20 protein-coding genes are annotated in these 18,236 nt (G+C 60.8%); 16 read left to right on the top strand and 4 right to left on the bottom strand.

The features are described from left to right. Positions 1 to 147 precede the first annotated feature (147 nt). The 5 genes from So717_RS05485 to So717_RS05465 all read left to right on the top strand — a co-directional run bounded on the left by So717_RS05485 (position 148) and on the right by So717_RS05465 (position 6,475). Positions 148 to 1,992: an ABC transporter ATP-binding protein gene (locus So717_RS05485; RefSeq protein ID WP_159975208.1), complete on the top strand. Its 1,845-nt coding sequence runs from the start codon at positions 148 to 150 to the stop codon at positions 1,990 to 1,992. Further along, complete coding sequence (locus tag So717_RS05480; protein ID WP_159975207.1) at positions 1,989 to 3,821, top strand: ABC transporter ATP-binding protein; 1,833 nt, start codon at positions 1,989 to 1,991, stop codon at positions 3,819 to 3,821. Before So717_RS05485 ends, So717_RS05480 begins: the two co-directional genes overlap by 4 nt. 40 nt (positions 3,822 to 3,861) lie before the next feature. Continuing rightward, the gene (locus tag So717_RS05475) at positions 3,862 to 5,097 is read left to right on the top strand and encodes a class I SAM-dependent RNA methyltransferase (protein WP_159975206.1); all 1,236 of its coding nucleotides are present in this window, start codon (positions 3,862 to 3,864) and stop codon (positions 5,095 to 5,097) included. A 10-nt stretch (positions 5,098 to 5,107) separates the two neighbouring features. After that, entirely contained in the window at positions 5,108 to 5,887 is a 780-nt protein-coding gene (locus tag So717_RS05470; RefSeq protein ID WP_159975205.1) for an ion transporter, read from the top strand. A gap of 87 nt (positions 5,888 to 5,974) precedes the next feature. After that, complete coding sequence (locus So717_RS05465; RefSeq protein WP_159975204.1) at positions 5,975 to 6,475, top strand: L,D-transpeptidase family protein; 501 nt, start codon at positions 5,975 to 5,977, stop codon at positions 6,473 to 6,475. Positions 6,476 to 6,478: 3 nt separating this feature from the next. Here the strand turns inward: So717_RS05465 and dalA are convergent, their stop codons facing one another. Then, positions 6,479 to 7,009 carry a divisome-associated lipoprotein DalA gene (gene dalA / locus So717_RS05460; protein WP_159975203.1) on the bottom strand — a complete coding sequence of 177 codons (531 nt, stop codon included), beginning with the start codon at positions 7,007 to 7,009 and terminating at the stop codon, positions 6,479 to 6,481. Positions 7,010 to 7,174: 165 nt separating this feature from the next. Here dalA and So717_RS05455 point away from each other — a divergent pair, with 165 nt between their 5' ends. Continuing rightward, positions 7,175 to 7,786, top strand: coding sequence for a L,D-transpeptidase (locus So717_RS05455; RefSeq protein ID WP_159975202.1), 612 nt, complete (start codon positions 7,175 to 7,177; stop codon positions 7,784 to 7,786). A 139-nt stretch (positions 7,787 to 7,925) separates the two neighbouring features. Next, entirely contained in the window at positions 7,926 to 8,102 is a 177-nt protein-coding gene (locus So717_RS22030; RefSeq protein ID WP_174238995.1) for a hypothetical protein, read from the top strand. A 95-nt stretch (positions 8,103 to 8,197) separates the two neighbouring features. Here the strand turns inward: So717_RS22030 and hemH are convergent, their stop codons facing one another. Beyond that, the gene (gene hemH, locus So717_RS05450) at positions 8,198 to 9,277 is read right to left on the bottom strand and encodes a ferrochelatase (protein ID WP_159975201.1); all 1,080 of its coding nucleotides are present in this window, start codon (positions 9,275 to 9,277) and stop codon (positions 8,198 to 8,200) included. A 55-nt stretch (positions 9,278 to 9,332) separates the two neighbouring features. Then, positions 9,333 to 10,145 (bottom strand): methyltransferase domain-containing protein, encoded by an 813-nt coding sequence (locus So717_RS05445; RefSeq protein ID WP_159975200.1) that lies wholly within the window; start codon positions 10,143 to 10,145, stop codon positions 9,333 to 9,335. Positions 10,146 to 10,163: 18 nt separating this feature from the next. Between So717_RS05445 and So717_RS05440 the strand changes: the two genes are divergently transcribed. The 4 genes from So717_RS05440 to So717_RS05425 are packed head-to-tail and all read left to right on the top strand — an operon-like array spanning position 10,164 to position 12,459. Then, the gene (locus So717_RS05440; protein WP_159975199.1) at positions 10,164 to 10,892 is read left to right on the top strand and encodes a ComF family protein; all 729 of its coding nucleotides are present in this window, start codon (positions 10,164 to 10,166) and stop codon (positions 10,890 to 10,892) included. 36 nt (positions 10,893 to 10,928) lie between these two features. Beyond that, complete coding sequence (grxC, locus tag So717_RS05435) at positions 10,929 to 11,186, top strand: glutaredoxin 3 (protein ID WP_159975198.1); 258 nt, start codon at positions 10,929 to 10,931, stop codon at positions 11,184 to 11,186. Then, on the top strand, positions 11,186 to 12,016 hold the full coding sequence (locus So717_RS05430) for a carbon-nitrogen hydrolase family protein (protein ID WP_159975197.1): 831 nt from the start codon (positions 11,186 to 11,188) through the stop codon (positions 12,014 to 12,016). The genes grxC and So717_RS05430 overlap by 1 nt, the downstream gene beginning before the upstream one ends. Continuing rightward, positions 12,016 to 12,459 carry a MarR family winged helix-turn-helix transcriptional regulator gene (locus So717_RS05425; protein ID WP_159975196.1) on the top strand — a complete coding sequence of 148 codons (444 nt, stop codon included), beginning with the start codon at positions 12,016 to 12,018 and terminating at the stop codon, positions 12,457 to 12,459. The genes So717_RS05430 and So717_RS05425 overlap by 1 nt, the downstream gene beginning before the upstream one ends. Positions 12,460 to 12,589: 130 nt before the next feature. Here So717_RS05425 and ubiG read toward each other — a convergent pair whose 3' ends face one another. After that, positions 12,590 to 13,336, bottom strand: a complete 747-nt coding sequence (gene ubiG, locus So717_RS05420; protein ID WP_159975195.1) for a bifunctional 2-polyprenyl-6-hydroxyphenol methylase/3-demethylubiquinol 3-O-methyltransferase UbiG — start codon at positions 13,334 to 13,336, stop codon at positions 12,590 to 12,592. A 48-nt stretch (positions 13,337 to 13,384) separates the two neighbouring features. On the opposite strand from ubiG, the gene pip reads away from it, so the two are divergent. From pip to So717_RS05395, 5 genes are all read left to right on the top strand, one after another. Next, complete coding sequence (gene pip / locus So717_RS05415; protein WP_159975194.1) at positions 13,385 to 14,356, top strand: prolyl aminopeptidase; 972 nt, start codon at positions 13,385 to 13,387, stop codon at positions 14,354 to 14,356. Further along, a complete protein-coding gene (locus So717_RS05410) occupies positions 14,353 to 15,249 on the top strand; it encodes an ABC transporter substrate-binding protein (protein WP_159975193.1) in 897 nt (298 codons plus the stop codon). The genes pip and So717_RS05410 overlap by 4 nt, the downstream gene beginning before the upstream one ends. 133 nt (positions 15,250 to 15,382) lie before the next feature. After that, on the top strand, positions 15,383 to 15,961 hold the full coding sequence (rimP, locus tag So717_RS05405) for a ribosome maturation factor RimP (protein WP_159975192.1): 579 nt from the start codon (positions 15,383 to 15,385) through the stop codon (positions 15,959 to 15,961). Beyond that, positions 15,962 to 17,584: a transcription termination factor NusA gene (nusA, locus tag So717_RS05400; protein ID WP_159975191.1), complete on the top strand. Its 1,623-nt coding sequence runs from the start codon at positions 15,962 to 15,964 to the stop codon at positions 17,582 to 17,584. It begins immediately after the preceding gene. 22 nt (positions 17,585 to 17,606) lie between these two features. Next, positions 17,607 to 18,227: an RNA-binding protein gene (locus So717_RS05395; RefSeq protein WP_159975624.1), complete on the top strand. Its 621-nt coding sequence runs from the start codon at positions 17,607 to 17,609 to the stop codon at positions 18,225 to 18,227. The last annotated feature ends 9 nt before the right edge of the window (positions 18,228 to 18,236 follow it).

Genomic DNA, 18,236 nt, shown 5'->3' with positions numbered 1-18,236 from the left:
CTTCTCTTGTAAGTAGCAAAGCACCAAGACGGAGGAATACGACATGTATCGCGGGATCTGGTTCACCTGACCCTGTCATAACCCGATACCGTCAGGCCTGATCACCAGTGCCTGATCATGTTGTATATTCTACCGAAGGCCCATCCCATGTTCCGTTTTTTCGAACGTCTTGTTGATCCCTATTGCGACTATACCGAGACCAACACTCCGCCTCAGCGGCTCTGGCCGTTCTTTCTGCAATACTCAAAGCCCTTCAAACGGGTCTTTGTGCTCGCCGGGATCATGTCGGTGGTTGTGGCCGCGATCGAGATCTGGCTGATCTTCTATATGGGCCGGGTTGTTGACCTGCTCGATGGAGAGCCCGCCACCGTCTGGGACCGCTATGGCACCGAGTTGATCCTCGTGGCGCTGTTCATCCTGACCGCCAGGCCTTTGCTGCAGGCCATTGACGTTGCGCTGCTGAACAATGCCATCCTGCCGAATTTCGCCACGATGATCCGGTGGCGGGCGCACCGGCAGGTGCTGCGTCAGTCGGTTGGCTGGTTCGAGAATGATTTTGCGGGCCGGGTGGCCAACCGGATCATGCAGACACCACCGGCAGCGGGCGAGGTGGTGTTTCAGGTTTTCGATGCGATCTCCTTTTCGCTGGCCTATCTGATCGGGGCTGCGATCCTGCTGTCGACCTCAGACCCGCGGCTTTTGATCCCGCTATTGGGGTGGTTTGTCCTCTACGGGCTGCTGTTGCGCTGGACAATCACGCGCATTGGTCCGGCATCCAAAGCGGCCTCCAACGCGCGGTCTGTGGTCACGGGCCGCGTGGTCGATGCTTACACCAACATTCACTCCGTCAAGATGTTTGCGCATCATGAGAAGGAGCTCGACTATGCCAAGGAGGCTATCGAAGACACGCGGCGCACCTTCCAGGCGGAGATGCGCATCTTCACCATCATGGATGTGCTGCTTGTGGCGCTCAATGGTGTGCTGATCATTGGTGTTGTCGGTTGGGCGATTGTGCTGTGGATGCAAGGCCAGGCAAGCGTGGGCGTGGTGGCGGCGGCCACGGCGCTGACCCTGCGGCTGAATGCGATGACAGGCTGGATCATGTGGGCTCTGACCACTTTCTTTCAGGAGCTTGGTGTTGTCTCCGAAGGTATGGAGACGATTGCCCAGCCCATCACCCTGATTGACCAAACTGGCGCTAAGCCGCTGCAGCTCACCGATGGGACCATCCAGATTAAAGGTCTGTCGCATCACTACGGGCGTGGCTCCGGCGGTCTGGACGGGATTGATCTGACGATCCGCCGGGGTGAGAAGATCGGTCTGGTGGGCCGGTCCGGCGCGGGCAAATCCACGCTCGTGAAGCTGCTGTTGCGATTTTACGATCCGGAACGGGGGCAGATCCTGATCGACGGTCAGGATATCACAGAAGTGCAGCAGGACAGTCTTCGTCTGGCCATCGGCATGGTGCAGCAGGACAGCTCGCTCTTGCATCGCTCCGTGCGGGACAATATCCTCTATGGTCGGGCTGATGCGACCGAGGAGGATGTGTTTTCCGCCGCGCGGCAGGCGCAGGCGCATGAGTTCATCCTCGATCTGCAAGACCCCGAAGGCCGTCAGGGATATGAGGCGCAAGTGGGCGAGCGTGGGGTGAAACTGTCGGGCGGGCAACGGCAGCGGATCACGCTGGCGCGGGTGATCCTGAAGGACGCGCCGATCCTGCTGCTCGACGAAGCGACCAGCGCCTTGGACAGTGAGGTGGAGGCTGCCATTCAGGACACGCTATACGGCATGATGGAGGGCAAGACAGTGATCGCGATTGCCCACCGCCTGTCGACCATTGCCCAGATGGACCGCATTCTGGTGCTTGATCAGGGGCGGATTGTCGAAGATGGCACCCATGACGCGCTTTTGGCGCGAGGCGGACTATATGCAGATTTCTGGGCCCGGCAGTCGGGCGGATTTCTGGCCGCAGATATCGAGGAGGCCTCTTGAACATCGGAAACTGGATCAACGCCTTCCGCCCAGCGGACGGCCCGCCGCCGCAAACGCTGGGGGCCTTCATGCGCTGGTGCCTCTCCGGCGCCTGGCCCGCCTTGTGGCTGGCCGCCTTCCTGTCGGCGGCGGCCGGCGCGATGGAGGCTGGCACCGCGCTGATCTTGGGCCTGGTGATCGATGCGACCGCCAGCTCGGGGCCGGAGGCGTTCTTCGCCCCCGCAAATATGGGGCTGATCCTGGGGGCGATTGCTTTCTTTCTTCTGACACGGCCTGTGTTCTTTGGCTTTTCTGCGGCAGCCAATGCGATCATCGTTCAACCGAATCTCAATCCTTTGGTGCTGTCGCGGTTGCATCGCTGGACGCTCGGCCAACGGGTCGGATTCTTCGATGATGATTTCGCAGGCCGCATCGCGCAGAAACAGATGCAGGCCGCGCGAGCCGTGACGGATGTGGTCTCGGAACTCATCAACGTTGTCGCCTTTGCGCTGGCCTCGCTGATTGGGTCGGTGTTGCTGTTGCTCACGATTGATCTGCGCATTGCCCTGTGTTTTGCAGTTTGGTTGATCGGATATTTTGCCATGATCAGCTGGTTCCTGCCACGGATCCGCAAGCGCTCGGCCAAGCGCGCGGGGGCGCGGGCCATGGTGACCGGTCAGGTGGTCGACACGATCACCAATATCAAGACCGTCAAGCTTTTCGCCCATGCGGATCACGAGGATCAGGCAGCCCTGGGCGCCATGCGCAGCTTTCGGCAGCGGTCGCTGGACTATGGCTATCTCGCGGCCGGGTTTCGCTTTGCGCTGATGTCCATGGCGGGCATTCTGCCGGTGTTGCTTTTGGGCGGGACGATCCTGCTGTGGCAATCCGGGCAGGCCACCCAGGGCAATATCGTGGCAGCGGGGGCTGTCGCGATCCGCATTGCGCAGATGACCGGCTGGGTCAGTTTCACGCTGATGGTGGTTTACGCCAACATTGGTGAGATCGAAGACGGCATCCGCACGCTGACCCCGCGCAAGCGGGTTGAGGATGCGCCGGGCGCGCAGGCGTTGCAGGTGCCCACTGGGCAGATCGACTTGAAGAGTGTGGGGTTTGCCTATGGACGCGACACTGGCGGCGTTCGGGGCATCGATCTCACCGTGCATCCGGGCGAAAAGCTGGGTATCGTGGGCGCCTCCGGCGTGGGCAAGTCGACGCTCGTTGCTCTGCTGCTCCGCCTCTATGACGCCGAAGAGGGTGTGATTGAAATCGACGGTCAGGACATCGCCACCGTCCGGCAGGACAGCCTGCGCCATAATATCGGGATGGTCACGCAGGAAACGGCGATGTTCAACCGCTCGGCCCGCGATAACATCCTTTACGGCAAGCCAGACGCCAGCGAGGCTGAGGTCATCGCCGCCGCGCGCAAGGCCGAGGCGCATGAGTTCATCGAAGGGCTGGTCGATCATGAGGGACGGACCGGCTATGACGCCCATCTCGGCGAGCGCGGCGTGAAACTCTCTGGCGGGCAGCGGCAGCGCATCGCGCTGGCCCGTGCGATCCTGAAAGACGCGCCGATCCTTGTGTTGGACGAAGCGACAAGTGCGCTCGACAGTGAGGTCGAGGCCGCCATTCAATCCGCGTTGGAGCGGGTGATGCAGGGCAAAACCGTTCTGGCCATCGCGCACCGGCTCTCGACGCTAACCGAGATGGACCGCATCGTCGTGATGGACGATGGCCAGATCGTCGAAGACGGCAGTCATGAGGCGCTTTTGGCAAAGGGCGGGCTTTATGCCCGCTATTGGGAGCGGCAATCCGGCGGGTTCATCCGCACGCAGGCGGCGGAATAGGGGCTTTTTCTGCGCGCTGCCCTGCCGTAATGGCTAGGCCATGACGGACTACACGATCAGATATCTTGGTGTGCAGGGCGACGGCGTAGGTGATGGCCCGGTGTTTGCCCCGCTGACCCTGCCCGGTGAGGTGATCACCGGCACGCTTGAGGGCAGCCGCCTCAGGGATGTGAAGGTGCACCAGCCCTCCGACCGGCGCGTCACAGCCCCTTGCCGCCATTTCAAAGCCTGCGGCGGCTGCCAGCTGCAACACGCTGATGATGCCTTTGTGGTGGAGTGGAAGGTCGATGTGGTGCGCCGCGCGCTGGCAGCGCAGGGGCTGGAGACCATCTTCTGCCCGATCCAGACGTCTCCGCCCGCGTCACGGCGGCGGGCCGGGTTTGCGGCGCGGCGGACGAAGAAGGGTGCCTTGGCCGGGTTTCACGGGCGGGCATCCGATACAGTTGTCGCCATTCCCGAGTGCATATTGATCGACTCTGCTCTGCGCCGCGGGCCCGAGATCGCTGAGACCTTTGCGATGATTGGGGCCAGTCGAAAGACCGCGCTGTCGGTCATGGTCACTGCGAGCGACACGGGGCTGGACGTGGCGGTCAGCCATGGCAAACCTCTGGACGGGCCGTTGCGCCAACAGCTGGCCAATGCCTGCGCCCAGTTGGATCTGGCGCGCCTGTCATGGGACGGAGAGCTGATTGCCATGCAGTCGCCGCCTGTGCACCGCTTCGATGGCATCGCCGTTACCCCGCCGCCGGGGGCATTCCTGCAGGCCACGACCCATGGCGAGGCCGCCTTGCGGCGCGCGGTGCAGGAGATCGCGCAAGGCGCCTCTCGGATCACCGATCTTTTTGCCGGATGCGGCACCTTTGCCTTGCCGCTGGCTCGCAAGTCAGAGGTGCATGCGGTCGAGGGCGCGCCGGATATGATCGCCGCGCTCGATCAGGGCTGGCGCAAGGCGGATGGGCTGAAACACGTCACAACCGAAGCGCGCGATCTCTTTCGCAGGCCGCTTTTGCCGGATGAGCTGCGGAAGTCGGACGCCGTTGTACTAGATCCGCCGCGCGCGGGCGCCGAGGCGCAGGTGGCTGAACTGACCCAATCGGATGTGCCGCGCATCGCCTATGTCTCCTGCAATCCGGTGACATTTGCGCGGGATGCAAAGGTGCTGGTAAACGCGGGCTTTACCCTCGACTGGATACAAGTCGTCGACCAATTCCGTTGGTCCGCGCATGTGGAGCTTGTGGCGCGCTTCACATCGCCCCATATGCGCAAAAACGCGTGAGGAGAGGCAGATGACACTGCGGCAGAAACTGGATGTCTGGCTGGATCAGACCTGGGTGACCAATATGGTCATGGCGGTGATTGTCTTCAACGCCGTGATCCTGGGGCTTGAGACGTCGCCCGAGATTATGGCCACAGCCGGACCGCTGATCGTGACGCTCGACACGGTTTGCCTTGGCTTTTTCATTGCAGAGCTTTTGCTCAAGATCTTTGCGCGGGGTGGGCGGTTCTTCAAAAGCGGCTGGAATCTCTTTGATTTTGCCATTGTGACGGCGGCGTTGATCCCTGGGTCGCAGACCATGTCGGTCTTGCGGGCGCTGCGCATCCTGCGGGTCTTGCGTGTGATATCGGTGGCACCGCGCTTGCGGCGTGTGGTCGAGGGGTTTGTCACCGCCCTGCCTGGCATGGCCAGTGTTTTCCTGCTGATGGCGATCATCTTCTACATCGGTGCCGTGATCGCAACGAAGCTTTTTGCGGCAAGCTTTCCGGACTGGTTCGGGTCGCTTCCCTTAAGCGGCTATACGCTGTTCCAGATCATGACGCTGGAAAGCTGGTCGATGGGCATCGTGCGCCCGGTGATGGAGGTCTACCCCTACGCCTGGGCCTTTTTCGTGCCCTTCATCATGATCACCACCTTCGCGGTGGTGAACCTTTTGGTGGGTCTGATCGTGAATTCGATGCAGGACGCGCATCAGGAAGAGGCCGGTGCCGTGACCGATGCCTACCGCGACGAGGTGCTGACACGGCTGATCGCCATTGAGAAACGGCTTGGCGAAAAAGCGGATAAGTGACAAATTTGTGAGGTTGTTTAACTGATTATCCATGGTACCTGTCTAGAAAAAGAGCAGACGTCAAAAAGACAGATACGGGGCAGCAAAATGCGTCGAAGAGATTTAATTCTCACGACGACCGCAGCGGTGGCGCTGGGTGGTTGTGCGGGCAGTTCGAAATTCCGGCGATACGATGGGCCGGAGGTCACCTATGTGGTTGTGAACAAGGGGCAGCGGCGCATGCACCTTCTCCACAACGCGTCTTTGCTTAAAAGCTACGATATCCAGCTTGGGTTTGCGCCCATCGGGCATAAGCAGATTGAGGGCGACGGGAAAACACCGGAAGGGGTCTACCGGATTGACCGGCGCAACCCGAATTCCGAATTTCACCTGTCTTTGGGGATTTCCTACCCCAATGTGAACGACGTGGCCGCTGCCAAGGCGCTGGGGAAATCGCCGGGTGGTGACATCTTCATTCATGGTCAGAAAAGCGCGTTTCGACGCGCCAAGGGGGATTGGACCTGGGGCTGCATCGCCGTGACCAATGACGAGATGGAAGAGATCTACGCGATGGTGCGCGACGACACGCTCATCGCGCTCAATGCCTGAGGATCAGACCGAGCCGGGGAAGCTTGCACCGCTACCGGTCACCAGCGTCCACCAGATCTTGCCGTTGTTCTCCTGAAACCAGGAAAATCCCATCTGTGTCGCATCGGGCGACAGGATCACCCGGCGGGTGTCTGGCTTTTCCATCCAAGCCGCCAGCGTCTCCAACTCTGACTCATAGGTTTCAGAGATGTTCTCTCCAACCAATGTGCCCGTGTAGCCCACGCGCTGCACCCGATCGATCGGGGAGGACCCATCGGACCCGAAGTGCCATGGGCGATTCTGCACCGACATGTCCCGGGCGTGCGTGGCGGCGGCGGCGTTCAGTTTGGCCTCCAACTCAAGCGGTGGCTGGCCGGACGCACTGCGCAGAGCGTTAACCGAATCCAACATGCGGAACTGGATTTTCCCGGTGTCGCCGCGCCCGATGCGATAGACTTTACCCGCATTTGTGCCATCGGTGACGACCGGGCCGGTTGTACCACAGGCCGCCAGGGTGAGCCCCAGCGCAACAAAAATCGATAAAATCCGGATCATCTTGCACTCCTTAAGCGTTGTCTTACCGCATATCTTGCAGCATGTCGCAATTCAAACGCACTTCGGCGTGATCTGGTTCAATGACAACCCTTTGATTTGCGACTGCGGCATTCACGCAATAAACTGCGCGTCAAAGCTCCCAACACGCGCTTATGGAGGCATCCGATGTCTGTTAAACGTTTCAACTTTCCAAGCCGCCGGTCTTTTCTGGCTGGTGGTGCTGCCATGTTCGCAGCGCCCGCCATCGCACAAGACACGTCTTCGGTGAACGCGGCTGAGACCACGCAAGGCGAACGCGATCTCAGCGAAGCTGTTCGTCGCAATATCTCCAGCTTTCGCACGCTGGATTGGCGGCCCTACTTCTCTGACCTGAAAAACGGCGCTGTGCTGGTCGATATCGACAGCCGCGCGCTGCACTACTGGGCTGAGGATGAAAGCTTCTACAAGCTCTATCCCTCAAGCGTTCCGCTGACCGAGGAGCTGACCCGGCGGGGTCGTACCAAAATCGTGCGCAAGGTCGAAGGCCCAAGCTGGCGCCCGACCCCATCGATGTTGAAGCGCAATCCCGAGTGGCCAGAGTTCATTGGCCCCGGCCCGGATAACCCCATGGGAACACACGCGCTTTACCTCAGCTGGACGTATTATCGCATTCACGGCACGCATGATACGCGCAAGATTGGCCGCCAATCCTCCAATGGATGCATCGGGCTCTACAACGAGCATATCGCTGAGCTTTACGAGCTGACCAAGGTTGGAACGCAAGTGTTGCTAATTTGACGACATCGGCTTTGATCTGTCTCGGTAGGCGGGAATCGGGTTTGCATACATCACCTTATGATGCTTTACCGAAAGCCACGAGGTAAGTCTTAGTGCGTTCTCTCGCCATGCGTGGTTCGCCGATTCTGGAGGTTATGATATGAAGAAACTCGTTCTTGCTGCTGCTCTGACAGCTGCCGCATCGACAGCCTACGCCGGTTCGCTGGCCGAGCCGGTTGTGGAAGCACCGGTTGTGGTTGAAGAAGCAGAAGGTTCGTCCACAGGCGTCCTGCTGCCGATCCTGCTGCTGCTGATCGTTGCTGCTGCTGTCGCCTAAGCGAAGCGCTATTCATTTTAAAAAGGCGGTGCTGTTCAGCACCGCCTTTTTTTGTGCGCAGCCCAAGCATCTGGCGCTTCTGTCACTTAGAAACGTCAGGCAGGGTGCTCGATCCAGCCCGAGAGATTGTCGTCGATCACATTGGACAATGCGGTGATATGCGCGTCATCGTCGTTCAGGCAAGGGATGTATGTGAAGGTCTCACCCCCAGCTTCCTCGAAACTTTCCTTGATCTCTTCATTGATCTCTTCAAGCGTTTCGATGCAATCGGCAGAGAATGCAGGCGCGCAGACGGCAATGTTTTTCTTGCCCGCTTCAGCGAGGCGCGCCACCTCCTCCACCGTATAGGGCTGCAGCCACTCCTCGGGGCCAAATCTGGATTGGAAGGTTGTGGTGATCTCGGTGTCTTCCCACCCCAGCCGCTCTTTCAATAGGCGCGTCGTTTTCTGGCACTGGCAGTGGTAGGGATCCCCCTCCATCAAGTACCGGATCGGCACGCCATGGTAGGAGCAGACCAGGATGTCCGGTTTTCTCTCCATATGTGCATAGGCGCGTTCGATTGATTGCGCCAAAGCGTCGATGTAGTCGGCGCGCGCGTAATAAGGGTCAACCGTGCGGGTCACCGGCTGCCATTTTTCATAGGTCAACGCGCGAAAGAACTCGTCATTGGCGGTGGCTGACGTGGCCCCTGCATAATGCGGATAAAGCGGGAAAAACAATATCTTGCGGCATCCCGCAGCCGTCATCTCCGCCACTTTCGACCGGGTCGACGGGTTGCCGTAGCGCATGCAGAAATCGACCAGGACCTGGCTGCCGTGCCGTTTGGCCATCTCGATCCTGACCTTTTCTGTCTGCGCCTTGGTGATGGTCATCAGCGGGCTTTCCCCCGCTTCCTCATTCCAGATCGACTTGTACGCCGCTCCGCTGGAGAAGGGCCGTTTCGACAGGATGATCAGCTGCAACAGCGGCTGCCAGATCCACGGGCTGTAGTCGATCACGCGGCGGTCGGACAGGAACTCGTTCAGGTAGCGGCGCATGGACCAGTAGTCATAATTGTCCGGCGTGCCCAGATTGGCCAGCAGGATGCCAACCTTGGCGGTCGCAATCTCCGGATGGTCGTCCTGTGCATGCGTGGGGCGGACCTTCACGGGCGCCGATGCGCGGCTGTCCAGCATCTTGATCGTCCTTCAAACATAGATTGAGCCTGAGATAGACGCTTTTGCGCGCGCGTCAATCAGGCAGGGGTGTTTCTGTCACGGCCAACGCGTCCGCCAGACGCTGGTTGGCGGACCCTGGGCGCAGCGGTTTGGGCTGTGAGGCATCCGGCGCCCAGCCGGTGAGAAAAACCATCTCGAAGGTGGCACGGACCCGGCTTTCGCCCGTGGCGAAATGGGTGGCATAGAGGTTTGATGTCTCTTCAAAAAGCCGCCGGTTGTCGGGTTTGCGCCGCCGCGTGGCCAGCGCGTTGCTCTCTCCCATGGCGCGCAGATCGCGCATCAGGCTGAAGGCATCGCGGTAGTCGACCGGTAGGGTGAGGCTATCTGCCACGGGCATGGCCAGCCCCGCCCGCTGCAAAAGTGCGCCGAGATCCCGAATTTCGCCCATGGGTGCAACCCGCGGTGACAACCCGCCCGAGAGGGCAATCTCTGCCTCCGACAGACAGCTGCGCAGCTCCTGCAAGGTTTGCCCACCCAGCGTCGCGACGATCAGCAGGCCGTCGGGTTTGAGGGCGCGCCGACACTGGATCAACTGGCCCACTGGATCATTGGACCAATGCAGGCTCATTGCGTGCACCACCAGATCGTGGGCGCCTTCCGACAGGTCCAGATGGTCCGTGTCGGCGCAGATGACCGCTCCATTCAGCCGGTTTGCCCAAACATCGGCAAATGGGGTCACAATAGCGGGTGATTTAAACGACCTGTTAACCATGGAAAGCCGATCCTCGATCTCGTCCGCCGCAGATTCTTGCAGGAAGTGGGCAGTGGCCCGCGCGCGGTGCCGCTGCAACGCCGTGAGGTCGGTGAGGACGTTCGGATCAGTCATGAGAGGGAAAGTAAGCCGGTGGCGTTCAGTTTTCAAACCGCAGTATCGACGATTTATCCGCCACGCTGCCTGGGCTGTGGTGACAAGGTGCTCAGCGATTTTGGACTCTGCGGCACCTGCTGGCGGGACACGCAGTTTATCGGCGGCGCCATCTGCGACGGCTGCGGCGCGCCGCTTCCGGGGGATGATCGTAGTGATGCACTGAAATGTGATGACTGCATGCGCAGGCCCCGCCCCTGGCATCGCGGGCGTTCTGCGCTGATCTACAAGGACAATGGTCGGCGGCTGGTGCTGGGCCTCAAACACGGGGACCGGCAGGAGATTGCGACACCCGCAGCCAAGTGGATGGCGCAGGCGATCGCGGATTTTCCGAAAGAGAACATGATCATCGCGCCCGTTCCCCTGCATTGGACGCGCATGGTCAAGCGGCGCTACAACCAATCTGCCCTTTTGGCGCAGGCTTTGGCAAAGCAAACGGGCCTGCCGATCTGTCCTGATCTGTTGCAGCGTCCGAAGCGCACACCACCGATGGAGGGCATGACGCGCGAAGTGCGGTTTTCTTCCGTCAAGGGCGCCATTTCGGTGCATCCGCGTCGCCGTCATCGGTTGGTCGCGCGGCCGGTTCTGCTTGTTGATGACGTCTTGACGTCAGGGGCCACCCTTGCCGTTGCCGCAGATGCTTGTCTTGCGGCAGGATCAGGGCCGGTATACGTCGTAACACTGGCGCGAACGGTGCGGGATGCCTAAGTTCCGCATCGACGCTTTGTGTTTTAGGGAACGATCATGCAACCTGTTGAAATCTACATCTCCCCGCTCTGCGGTTTCTGCCACGCCGCGAAACGGCTTCTGACACAGAAAGGTGTCAGCTTTTCTGAAGTTGATGTTCTGGCGAACCCCAACCGCAAGCCCGAGATGATCCAACGTGCAAACGGTGGGCGGACGGTGCCACAGATCTTTGTAGGTGAAACCCATGTGGGTGGGTGCGATGATCTCTATGCGCTGGAACGTGCAGGCAAGCTTGACGCACTGCTTGCGGCGTAATGCGCACCGCGCTGCTGCAGCTGAATGTCTCGGATGAGCCGACGGCCAATCTGGCCGTGACACTCAGGTTCGTTCGGGAGGCAGCAACGCGGGGTGCGCGGTTTGTCCTGACACCTGAGGTCAGCAACTGCATCTCGACCAGCCGGTCACATCAGAATGCTGTGCTGCAGCCTGAAGAGGATGACATGACGCTGGCGGCGCTGCGGGCCGAAGCGAAATCGCATGGCATCTGGCTGTTGATCGGGTCTTTGGCGCTGAAGACGCAGGACGCTGACGGGCGCTTTGCCAACCGGTCTTTTATGATTGATCCGCAGGGCGAGATCGTTGCGCGATATGATAAGATCCACATGTTCGACGTGGATGTGACGCCGGAAGAGACCTGGCGCGAATCCGAAGGCTACCGGCCTGGGGCGCAAGCGGTGATCGCCCAGACCGAGTTCGCGCCGGTCGGTCTGTCGATCTGTTACGATATCCGCTTTCCCAAGTTGTATGCAGCCTTGGCCAATGCAGGCGCGCAGATCTTGACGGTTCCGGCGGCTTTTTCGCCCGTCACCGGTGCCACACATTGGCATACGCTGTTGCGCGCGCGAGCCATTGAGACGGGGTGTTTCGTGCTGGCGCCCGCGCAGACCGGCGAACATGCAAGCAAGCGGCACAAGACACGCCGAACCTACGGGCATTCACTGGTCGTCACCCCCTGGGGCGAGGTCCAAATGGACGCAGATGAGGCCCCAGGCGTTTACATGACGGACATCGATATGGGAGAAGTAGCGAAGGCGCGCGGCCGTGTGCCGAGCCTTGCAAATGCGCGACCATTCGATGGGCCTTGATGAGCGACGACCGAAATGCATTGGCGATTGCCCTCTTTAGCGAGGTGCTCGCGGCGGACCAGATGGTGCGCGCCCGGCTGAGCAAGGTGCTGCCGAAGGGCATGGAAATCTCTCATTTTTCGGTGCTGAACCATCTGGCGCATACGATGGACGAGCGCACCCCGGCGCAGTTGGCCGAGACCTTTCATGTGACGCGCGGCGCGATGACCAACACGTTGAGCAAGCTGGAGTGGGCGGGCTATGTGCATATCCGGCCCGACTGGGATGATGCACGGCGCAAGATGGTGGCGATCAGCCCGGCGGGGCGGCAGGCGCGCGATCATGCGGTGGGGTCGATCACACCGTTGATCAATCAGGTGGTCGAGAAACTGGGCGATGCCCAGGTGCGCGAGGCGCTGCCGATCCTGCGAGAGATGCGCCGTCAGCTGGGTGAGGACGCTTAGTCTCCGTCTGTCATGATGTGCTGGCGGCGGGGGAAGCACCCTTCCCCCCATCGAAGGGGGGCGGGCGCTGGCCAGCGATGCTGGCTGGGCGCACCGGATCAGAGGTTTGGTGCTTGCAATGGCCTGCGGGTCAGGTGGGTTTCACACTTGCCGTCACGTAGTTCACGCTCAAATCCCGGTCTGACAGGCGCCAGGACCATGACAGCGGGTTGAAGACAAACCCTTTGCGATCCACCGGGTCGAGCCCGGCATCCCGCAGCAGGTCGTAAAGCTCATCGGGTGTGATGAACTTCGACCACTCATGCGTTCCTTTGGGCAGCCAGCGCATCACGTGCTCCGCCCCGATGATCGCCATCATGTAGGATTTCGGATTGCGGTTCAGCGTCGAGCAGATGTGCAGCCCGCCGGGTTTCAGTAGCTTTCGGCAGGCGGTCAGGTAGTCGATGGGTGAGGCGACGTGCTCAACCACCTCCATGTTCAGTACCACGTCGAATTGCTCGCCCGCTTCTGCCATGTCCTCTGCCGTCGTGTGGCGATAGTCGATGGTCAGCCCGGACTGCTCCGCATGGATCTGCGCCACGGGGATGTTGCGCTCAGCGGCATCGGCGCCCACCACTTCGGCGCCCAGACGCGCCATGGGCTCTGACAAAAGCCCGCCGCCACAGCCGATGTCGAGGATACGCAGCCCGTTGAACGGCGCGTCGGCCTTCAGATCTCGGTCATATTCCGCTGCGATTTGAGCGGTGATATAGTCCAACCGGCAGGGGTTCAGCATGTGCAGCGGTTTGAACTTGCCGTTTTCATCCCACCACTCCGCCGCCATCGCCTCAAATTTAGCGATCTCTGAGGGGTCAACAGTGGTCTGTGGCGCTTGCATTCTGATCTCCATGTGCTCAAGTGCGATTTCGTATTATATAGGCCCGTAATGGATAAATTCTCGGACCAAAAGCGCGCAGTCCAATACCTGTATCCGCCGATCGACCCGTTCGATCAGCGGATGCTGGACGTGGGGCAGGGCCACAAGATCTATGTGGAGCAGTGCGGCAACCCGCGTGGCGTGCCCGTGATCGTGCTGCACGGGGGCCCGGGTGGCGGGTGCAGCCCGGCGATGCGGCGGTATTTCGACCCTGAGATTTATCGCGTGATCCTGTTCGATCAGCGTGGCTGTGGCCGGTCGCGCCCGCATGCAAGCGTGACGCACAACACCACCTGGCATTTGGTGGATGATATCGAGTTCATCCGCCGCGATCTGGAGATCGACGACTGGATCGTCTTTGGTGGCAGCTGGGGGGCCACGCTGGCGCTGATCTATGCGCAGGCGCATCCCGATCATGTGCGGCATATCGTTCTGCGTGGTGTCTTCCTGATGACGAAGGGAGAGCTGGACTGGTTCTATGGCGGTGGCGCGGGCAAGTTCTGGCCCGAGGTCTGGGCGCGGTTCACGGCGCTGATCCCCGAGGATGAGCGCGGCGACCTGATCGAGGCCTACCGTCGCCGGCTCTTTTCCGGCGATATGAATATTGAGACGCGCTATGCCCGCGCCTGGTCATCCTGGGAGAATGCACTGGCGTCGATCCATTCGTCCGGGTCGACTGGCGAAAGCCCGGGGGACTATGCGCGGGCCTTTGCCCGGCTGGAGAATCACTATTTTTCTAACGGCGGATTTCTGGAGTTTGATGGCCAGATCCTCGCGCATATGGGACGCATTGCGCATATCCCGGGCGTGATTGTGCAGGGCCGCTATGACATGATCTGCCCGCCCGACAGCGCCTATGCGCTGGCGCAGCGCTGGGACAATGCGGAGCTGAAGATGGTGCGCAATGCTGGCCACGCGCTGTCCGAGCCGGGGATCAGTGCGGAGCTGGTGCGCAGCATGGATCGGATCGCGGGCAAATGAGCCGCGCGCGGCGGCATATCGACCGACGGGGGCTCTTTGCCTCGGGTGCGGCGGCGGCGTTGCTGGCCGCAACGGGTGTTTCGGCCGGGCCTCAGCCAAAGCGGGGTGGACGATTACGTATGGCGCTGTCGGGTGCTGCGCGCGATGACAGTTTTGATGGGCGCGCGACCCAAGGGCTGTTCATGCAGGTCGCTATGTCTGGTCTCATCTTTGACACGCTGACCGAAGTGAGCGCTGATGGCACCCTGCGCGGTGAGCTTGCCACAGCTTGGCACGGCAGCGCAGATGCCCGCATCTGGGAGCTGGAGCTGCGGCGTGATGTGCAGTTCCACAATGACGCGGGGTTCACAGCGGAGGATGTGGTGGCCTCGCTCGCGCTGCACCGCGAGACGCTTTTGGCTGATGTCGCGGCGATTGACTCCATTGCCCCAAACCGGGTGCGGATCACGCTGACTGCACCTGATGCAGATTTTCCCTATCGCCTCTCGGCGCCACAATTGGTGATCTACCCGGCGGGCACTATCGCGCAGGCGATGGCCGAGGGCATCGGCACCGGGCTTTATCGCTTGCACCGTTTCCTGCCCGGGCGACAGGTCATCGGCCAGCGGGTCGAGACGCATTACAAGGACGATGACGCGGGCTGGTTCGACAGCGTGGAGCTGGTCTCGATTCCGTCTGATCAGGTGCGAGTCGAGGCGCTGCGCGAGGGGTTTGTTGATGTGGCGGACCTCGCGGACCCAGGCCTTGTGGCCGGATTGGACCAATTGGCGCTGCTGCCCGACACACGGCGGCTCAGCTCGGTTGCGGTGCGAGACGTGCAGATCCCAACGATGATCGGAACCCGCGCGCCGCTCGACAACCTACGCGCGGCAGAGCGGTGGTGGATGGGCTGACGCGATCAGGGGTTGCAGACTCACCGCCCCGCACGTATATCCGTCACAACAGCGGCGCGTTCGGGTCCACACCAAACGCTCCACCGAAACACGACACGGGCCGCGCGCCCGTTTTTTTGTGCCTGAAAGACCGATGACCAACGACCTGATTGCCAAAGCCGCCATCGACCGCCGCATGGCCGAGATCATCACCCCGGTGATCGAGGATATGGGGTTTGAACTTGTGCGTGTGCGGCTGATGTCGGGCAAGAGTACGACACTGCAGATCATGGCCGACAAGCCCGAGGGGGGCATCGAGGTCGATGACTGCGCCGAGATCAGCCAGGCGGTCAGTGCAATCCTTGATGTCGAAGACCCGATTCTCGATGAATACACGCTAGAGGTGTCTAGTCCGGGCATCGACCGCCCGCTGACGCGGCTCAAGGACTTCGAGATGTTCGAAGGCTACGAGGCCAAGATCGAGACGGGCGAGATGATCGACGGGCGCCGGCGCTTCAAGGGCGAGTTGGCGGGCATTGAGGATGACGAGGTGCTGATCAATGTGGCGGAAGGCACGATTGGTCTGAAGTTTGATTGGTTGTCGGATGCGAAACTCGTTCTGACCGATGACCTGATCAAGGAGATGCTGCGCCAGCGCAAAGCGTCGGGCGCCATCGATGAGACAAAATTTGACGAGATCCAGACGGATCAGTCTGCTGAGGGAGACCTGTAAATGGCAATCACATCTGCAAACCAGCTGGAGCTGTTGCAAACCGCCGAGGCTGTGGCCCGCGAAAAGATGATCGACCCCGGTCTGGTGGTCGAGGCGATGGAAGAATCGCTCGCCCGCGCGGCCAAGTCCCGCTACGGCGCCGAGATGGACATTCGCGTGTCCATTGATCGCAAAACCGGTAAGGCGACATTTACCCGCGTGCGCACCGTGGTCGAGGATGAAGAGCTGGAGAACTATCAGGCCGAGTTCACTGTCGAGCAGGCCAAGCAGTATCTCGATAACCCGGCGGTGGGTGACACCTTTGTCGAGGAAGTGCCCCCGGTTGAGATGGGCCGCATCGCTGCGCAATCGGCCAAGCAGGTGATTTTGCAGAAGGTGCGCGAAGCTGAGCGCGACCGTCAGTATGAAGAGTTCAAGGACCGCGCTGGCACCATCATCAACGGGCTCGTCAAGCGCGAGGAATATGGCAACGTCATCGTCGATGTGGGCGCGGGCGAAGCAATCCTGCGCCGCAACGAGAAGATCGGGCGCGAAAGCTACCGCCCGAACGATCGCATCCGCGTCTACATTAAGGACGTGCGCCGCGAGCAGCGCGGCCCGCAGATTTTCCTCAGCCGTACGGCGCCGGAATTCATGGCGGAACTGTTCAAAATGGAAGTGCCGGAGATCTACGACGGCATTATCGAGATTAAGGCGGTGGCGCGTGACCCCGGTTCCCGTGCGAAGATCGCGGTGATTTCCTACGATGGGTCGATTGACCCCGTCGGCGCCTGCGTTGGTATGCGCGGCTCTCGCGTGCAGGCCGTGGTGAATGAGCTGCAGGGTGAGAAGATCGACATCATCCCATGGAACGAAGACCAGCCGACGTTCCTCGTGAACGCGCTGCAACCTGCCGAGGTCAGCAAGGTGGTTCTGGACGAAGAAGCGGGCAAGATCGAAGTGGTGGTGCCCGAAGAGCAGCTGAGCCTAGCCATTGGTCGTCGCGGTCAGAACGTGCGTCTGGCCTCGCAGCTCACCGCGCTCGACATCGACATCATGACCGAAGAGCAGGAAAGCGCGCGCCGTCAGGCCGAGTTCGAGCTGCGCACCAAGCTCTTTGTCGACAACCTCGACCTCGACGAGTTCTTTGCGCAGCTTCTGGTCTCCGAAGGCTTCACCAACCTCGAAGAGGTGGCTTATGTGGAGCTGGACGAGTTGCTGGTCATCGACGGCGTCGATGAAGACACGGCGAACGAGCTTCAGGCCCGCGCCCGCGACGTGCTTGAAGCGCAGAACAAGGCCGCGCTTGAGAGTGCGCGTGCCCTGGGTGTTGAAGACAGCCTGGTTGAATTCGAAGGGCTGACACCCCAAATGATTGAGGCCCTGGCCAAGGATGACGTGAAAACGCTGGAAGACTTCGCCACCTGCGCCGATTGGGAACTGGCAGGCGGCTGGACAACCGTGGATGGCGAACGGGTGAAGGACGACGGGGTCCTGGAGCCTTTCGATGTGTCGCTGGAAGAGGCGCAGGATCTGATCATGACCGCCCGCATCATGTTGGGGTGGGTCGATCCGGCGGAGTTGGAAGCTGAGGCCGAAGCCGAGCTGGAAGACGACGCTGAAACCGAGGAGTCCGAGGCCTGATTTCAGGCCTCGGATGAGCCTGATGGGTCGCGGTGGCGCTCCAAAAGATCGTGGTGACGGTCCTGGTCGCAAGTGCATTGCCACAGGTGAGTTGCAGCCGAAATACGGGCTGATCCGCTTTGTGGCCGGGCCGGATGATCGCGTGGTGCCTGATATTCTGGGCAAACTGCCCGGGCGGGGCTTTTACGTGGCGGCGGATCGGGCGGCGCTGCAAAAGGCCGTGGACAAGAAGCTGTTTGCTCGGGGTGCGAAGAAACCCGTTCAGGCGCCGGAGGGGCTGATTGCCGAGGTCGAGACACAGCTGGCGCGGCGCGTGGTCGATCTGATCTCGCTGCAGCGCAAGGCAGGCAAGGCGGTCGCGGGCTATGAGAAGGTCAAAAGCTGGCTGCAGATGGAAGAAGCCGAGGTTCTGATCCAGGCGGTGGATGGATCGGGGCGTGGCAAATCGAAACTGAGCACGCCGCACTTCGGCCACTATATTGGCTGGTTGACGGCAGATGAATTGGGTTTGGCATTCGGACGTCAAACTGTGATACATGGGGCGCTCGCCTCTGGTGGACTCACGCAACGTGTTGTAGAGGAAGCCAACCGATTAAAAGGCGTGCGCGAAAACGAGGGTGGCATCGGCCACTCGAAAGGATAGACGAGCTTC

Origin of the sequence: Roseobacter cerasinus (assembly GCF_009811755.1) — a bacterium.
Lineage (GTDB): Bacteria > Pseudomonadota > Alphaproteobacteria > Rhodobacterales > Rhodobacteraceae > Roseobacter > Roseobacter cerasinus.
This window is presented reverse-complemented; position numbering and strand designations above follow the sequence as displayed.

Coding starts and splice junctions, on each gene's coding strand:
- So717_RS05445 (WP_159975200.1), bottom strand. CDS start 10,145: ATGACTGATCCGAACGTCCTCACCGACCTCACGGCGTTGCAGCGGCAC.
- So717_RS05475 (WP_159975206.1), top strand. CDS start 3,862: ATGACGGACTACACGATCAGATATCTTGGTGTGCAGGGCGACGGCGTA.
- So717_RS05455 (WP_159975202.1), top strand. CDS start 7,175: ATGTCTGTTAAACGTTTCAACTTTCCAAGCCGCCGGTCTTTTCTGGCT.
- pip (WP_159975194.1), top strand. CDS start 13,385: ATGGATAAATTCTCGGACCAAAAGCGCGCAGTCCAATACCTGTATCCG.
- So717_RS05425 (WP_159975196.1), top strand. CDS start 12,016: ATGAGCGACGACCGAAATGCATTGGCGATTGCCCTCTTTAGCGAGGTG.
- grxC (WP_159975198.1), top strand. CDS start 10,929: ATGCAACCTGTTGAAATCTACATCTCCCCGCTCTGCGGTTTCTGCCAC.
- So717_RS05465 (WP_159975204.1), top strand. CDS start 5,975: ATGCGTCGAAGAGATTTAATTCTCACGACGACCGCAGCGGTGGCGCTG.
- hemH (WP_159975201.1), bottom strand. CDS start 9,277: ATGCTGGACAGCCGCGCATCGGCGCCCGTGAAGGTCCGCCCCACGCAT.
- So717_RS22030 (WP_174238995.1), top strand. CDS start 7,926: ATGAAGAAACTCGTTCTTGCTGCTGCTCTGACAGCTGCCGCATCGACA.
- rimP (WP_159975192.1), top strand. CDS start 15,383: ATGACCAACGACCTGATTGCCAAAGCCGCCATCGACCGCCGCATGGCC.
- dalA (WP_159975203.1), bottom strand. CDS start 7,009: ATGATCCGGATTTTATCGATTTTTGTTGCGCTGGGGCTCACCCTGGCG.
- So717_RS05410 (WP_159975193.1), top strand. CDS start 14,353: ATGAGCCGCGCGCGGCGGCATATCGACCGACGGGGGCTCTTTGCCTCG.
- So717_RS05485 (WP_159975208.1), top strand. CDS start 148: ATGTTCCGTTTTTTCGAACGTCTTGTTGATCCCTATTGCGACTATACC.
- So717_RS05430 (WP_159975197.1), top strand. CDS start 11,186: ATGCGCACCGCGCTGCTGCAGCTGAATGTCTCGGATGAGCCGACGGCC.
- ubiG (WP_159975195.1), bottom strand. CDS start 13,336: ATGCAAGCGCCACAGACCACTGTTGACCCCTCAGAGATCGCTAAATTT.
- So717_RS05470 (WP_159975205.1), top strand. CDS start 5,108: ATGACACTGCGGCAGAAACTGGATGTCTGGCTGGATCAGACCTGGGTG.
- nusA (WP_159975191.1), top strand. CDS start 15,962: ATGGCAATCACATCTGCAAACCAGCTGGAGCTGTTGCAAACCGCCGAG.
- So717_RS05395 (WP_159975624.1), top strand. CDS start 17,607: ATGGGTCGCGGTGGCGCTCCAAAAGATCGTGGTGACGGTCCTGGTCGC.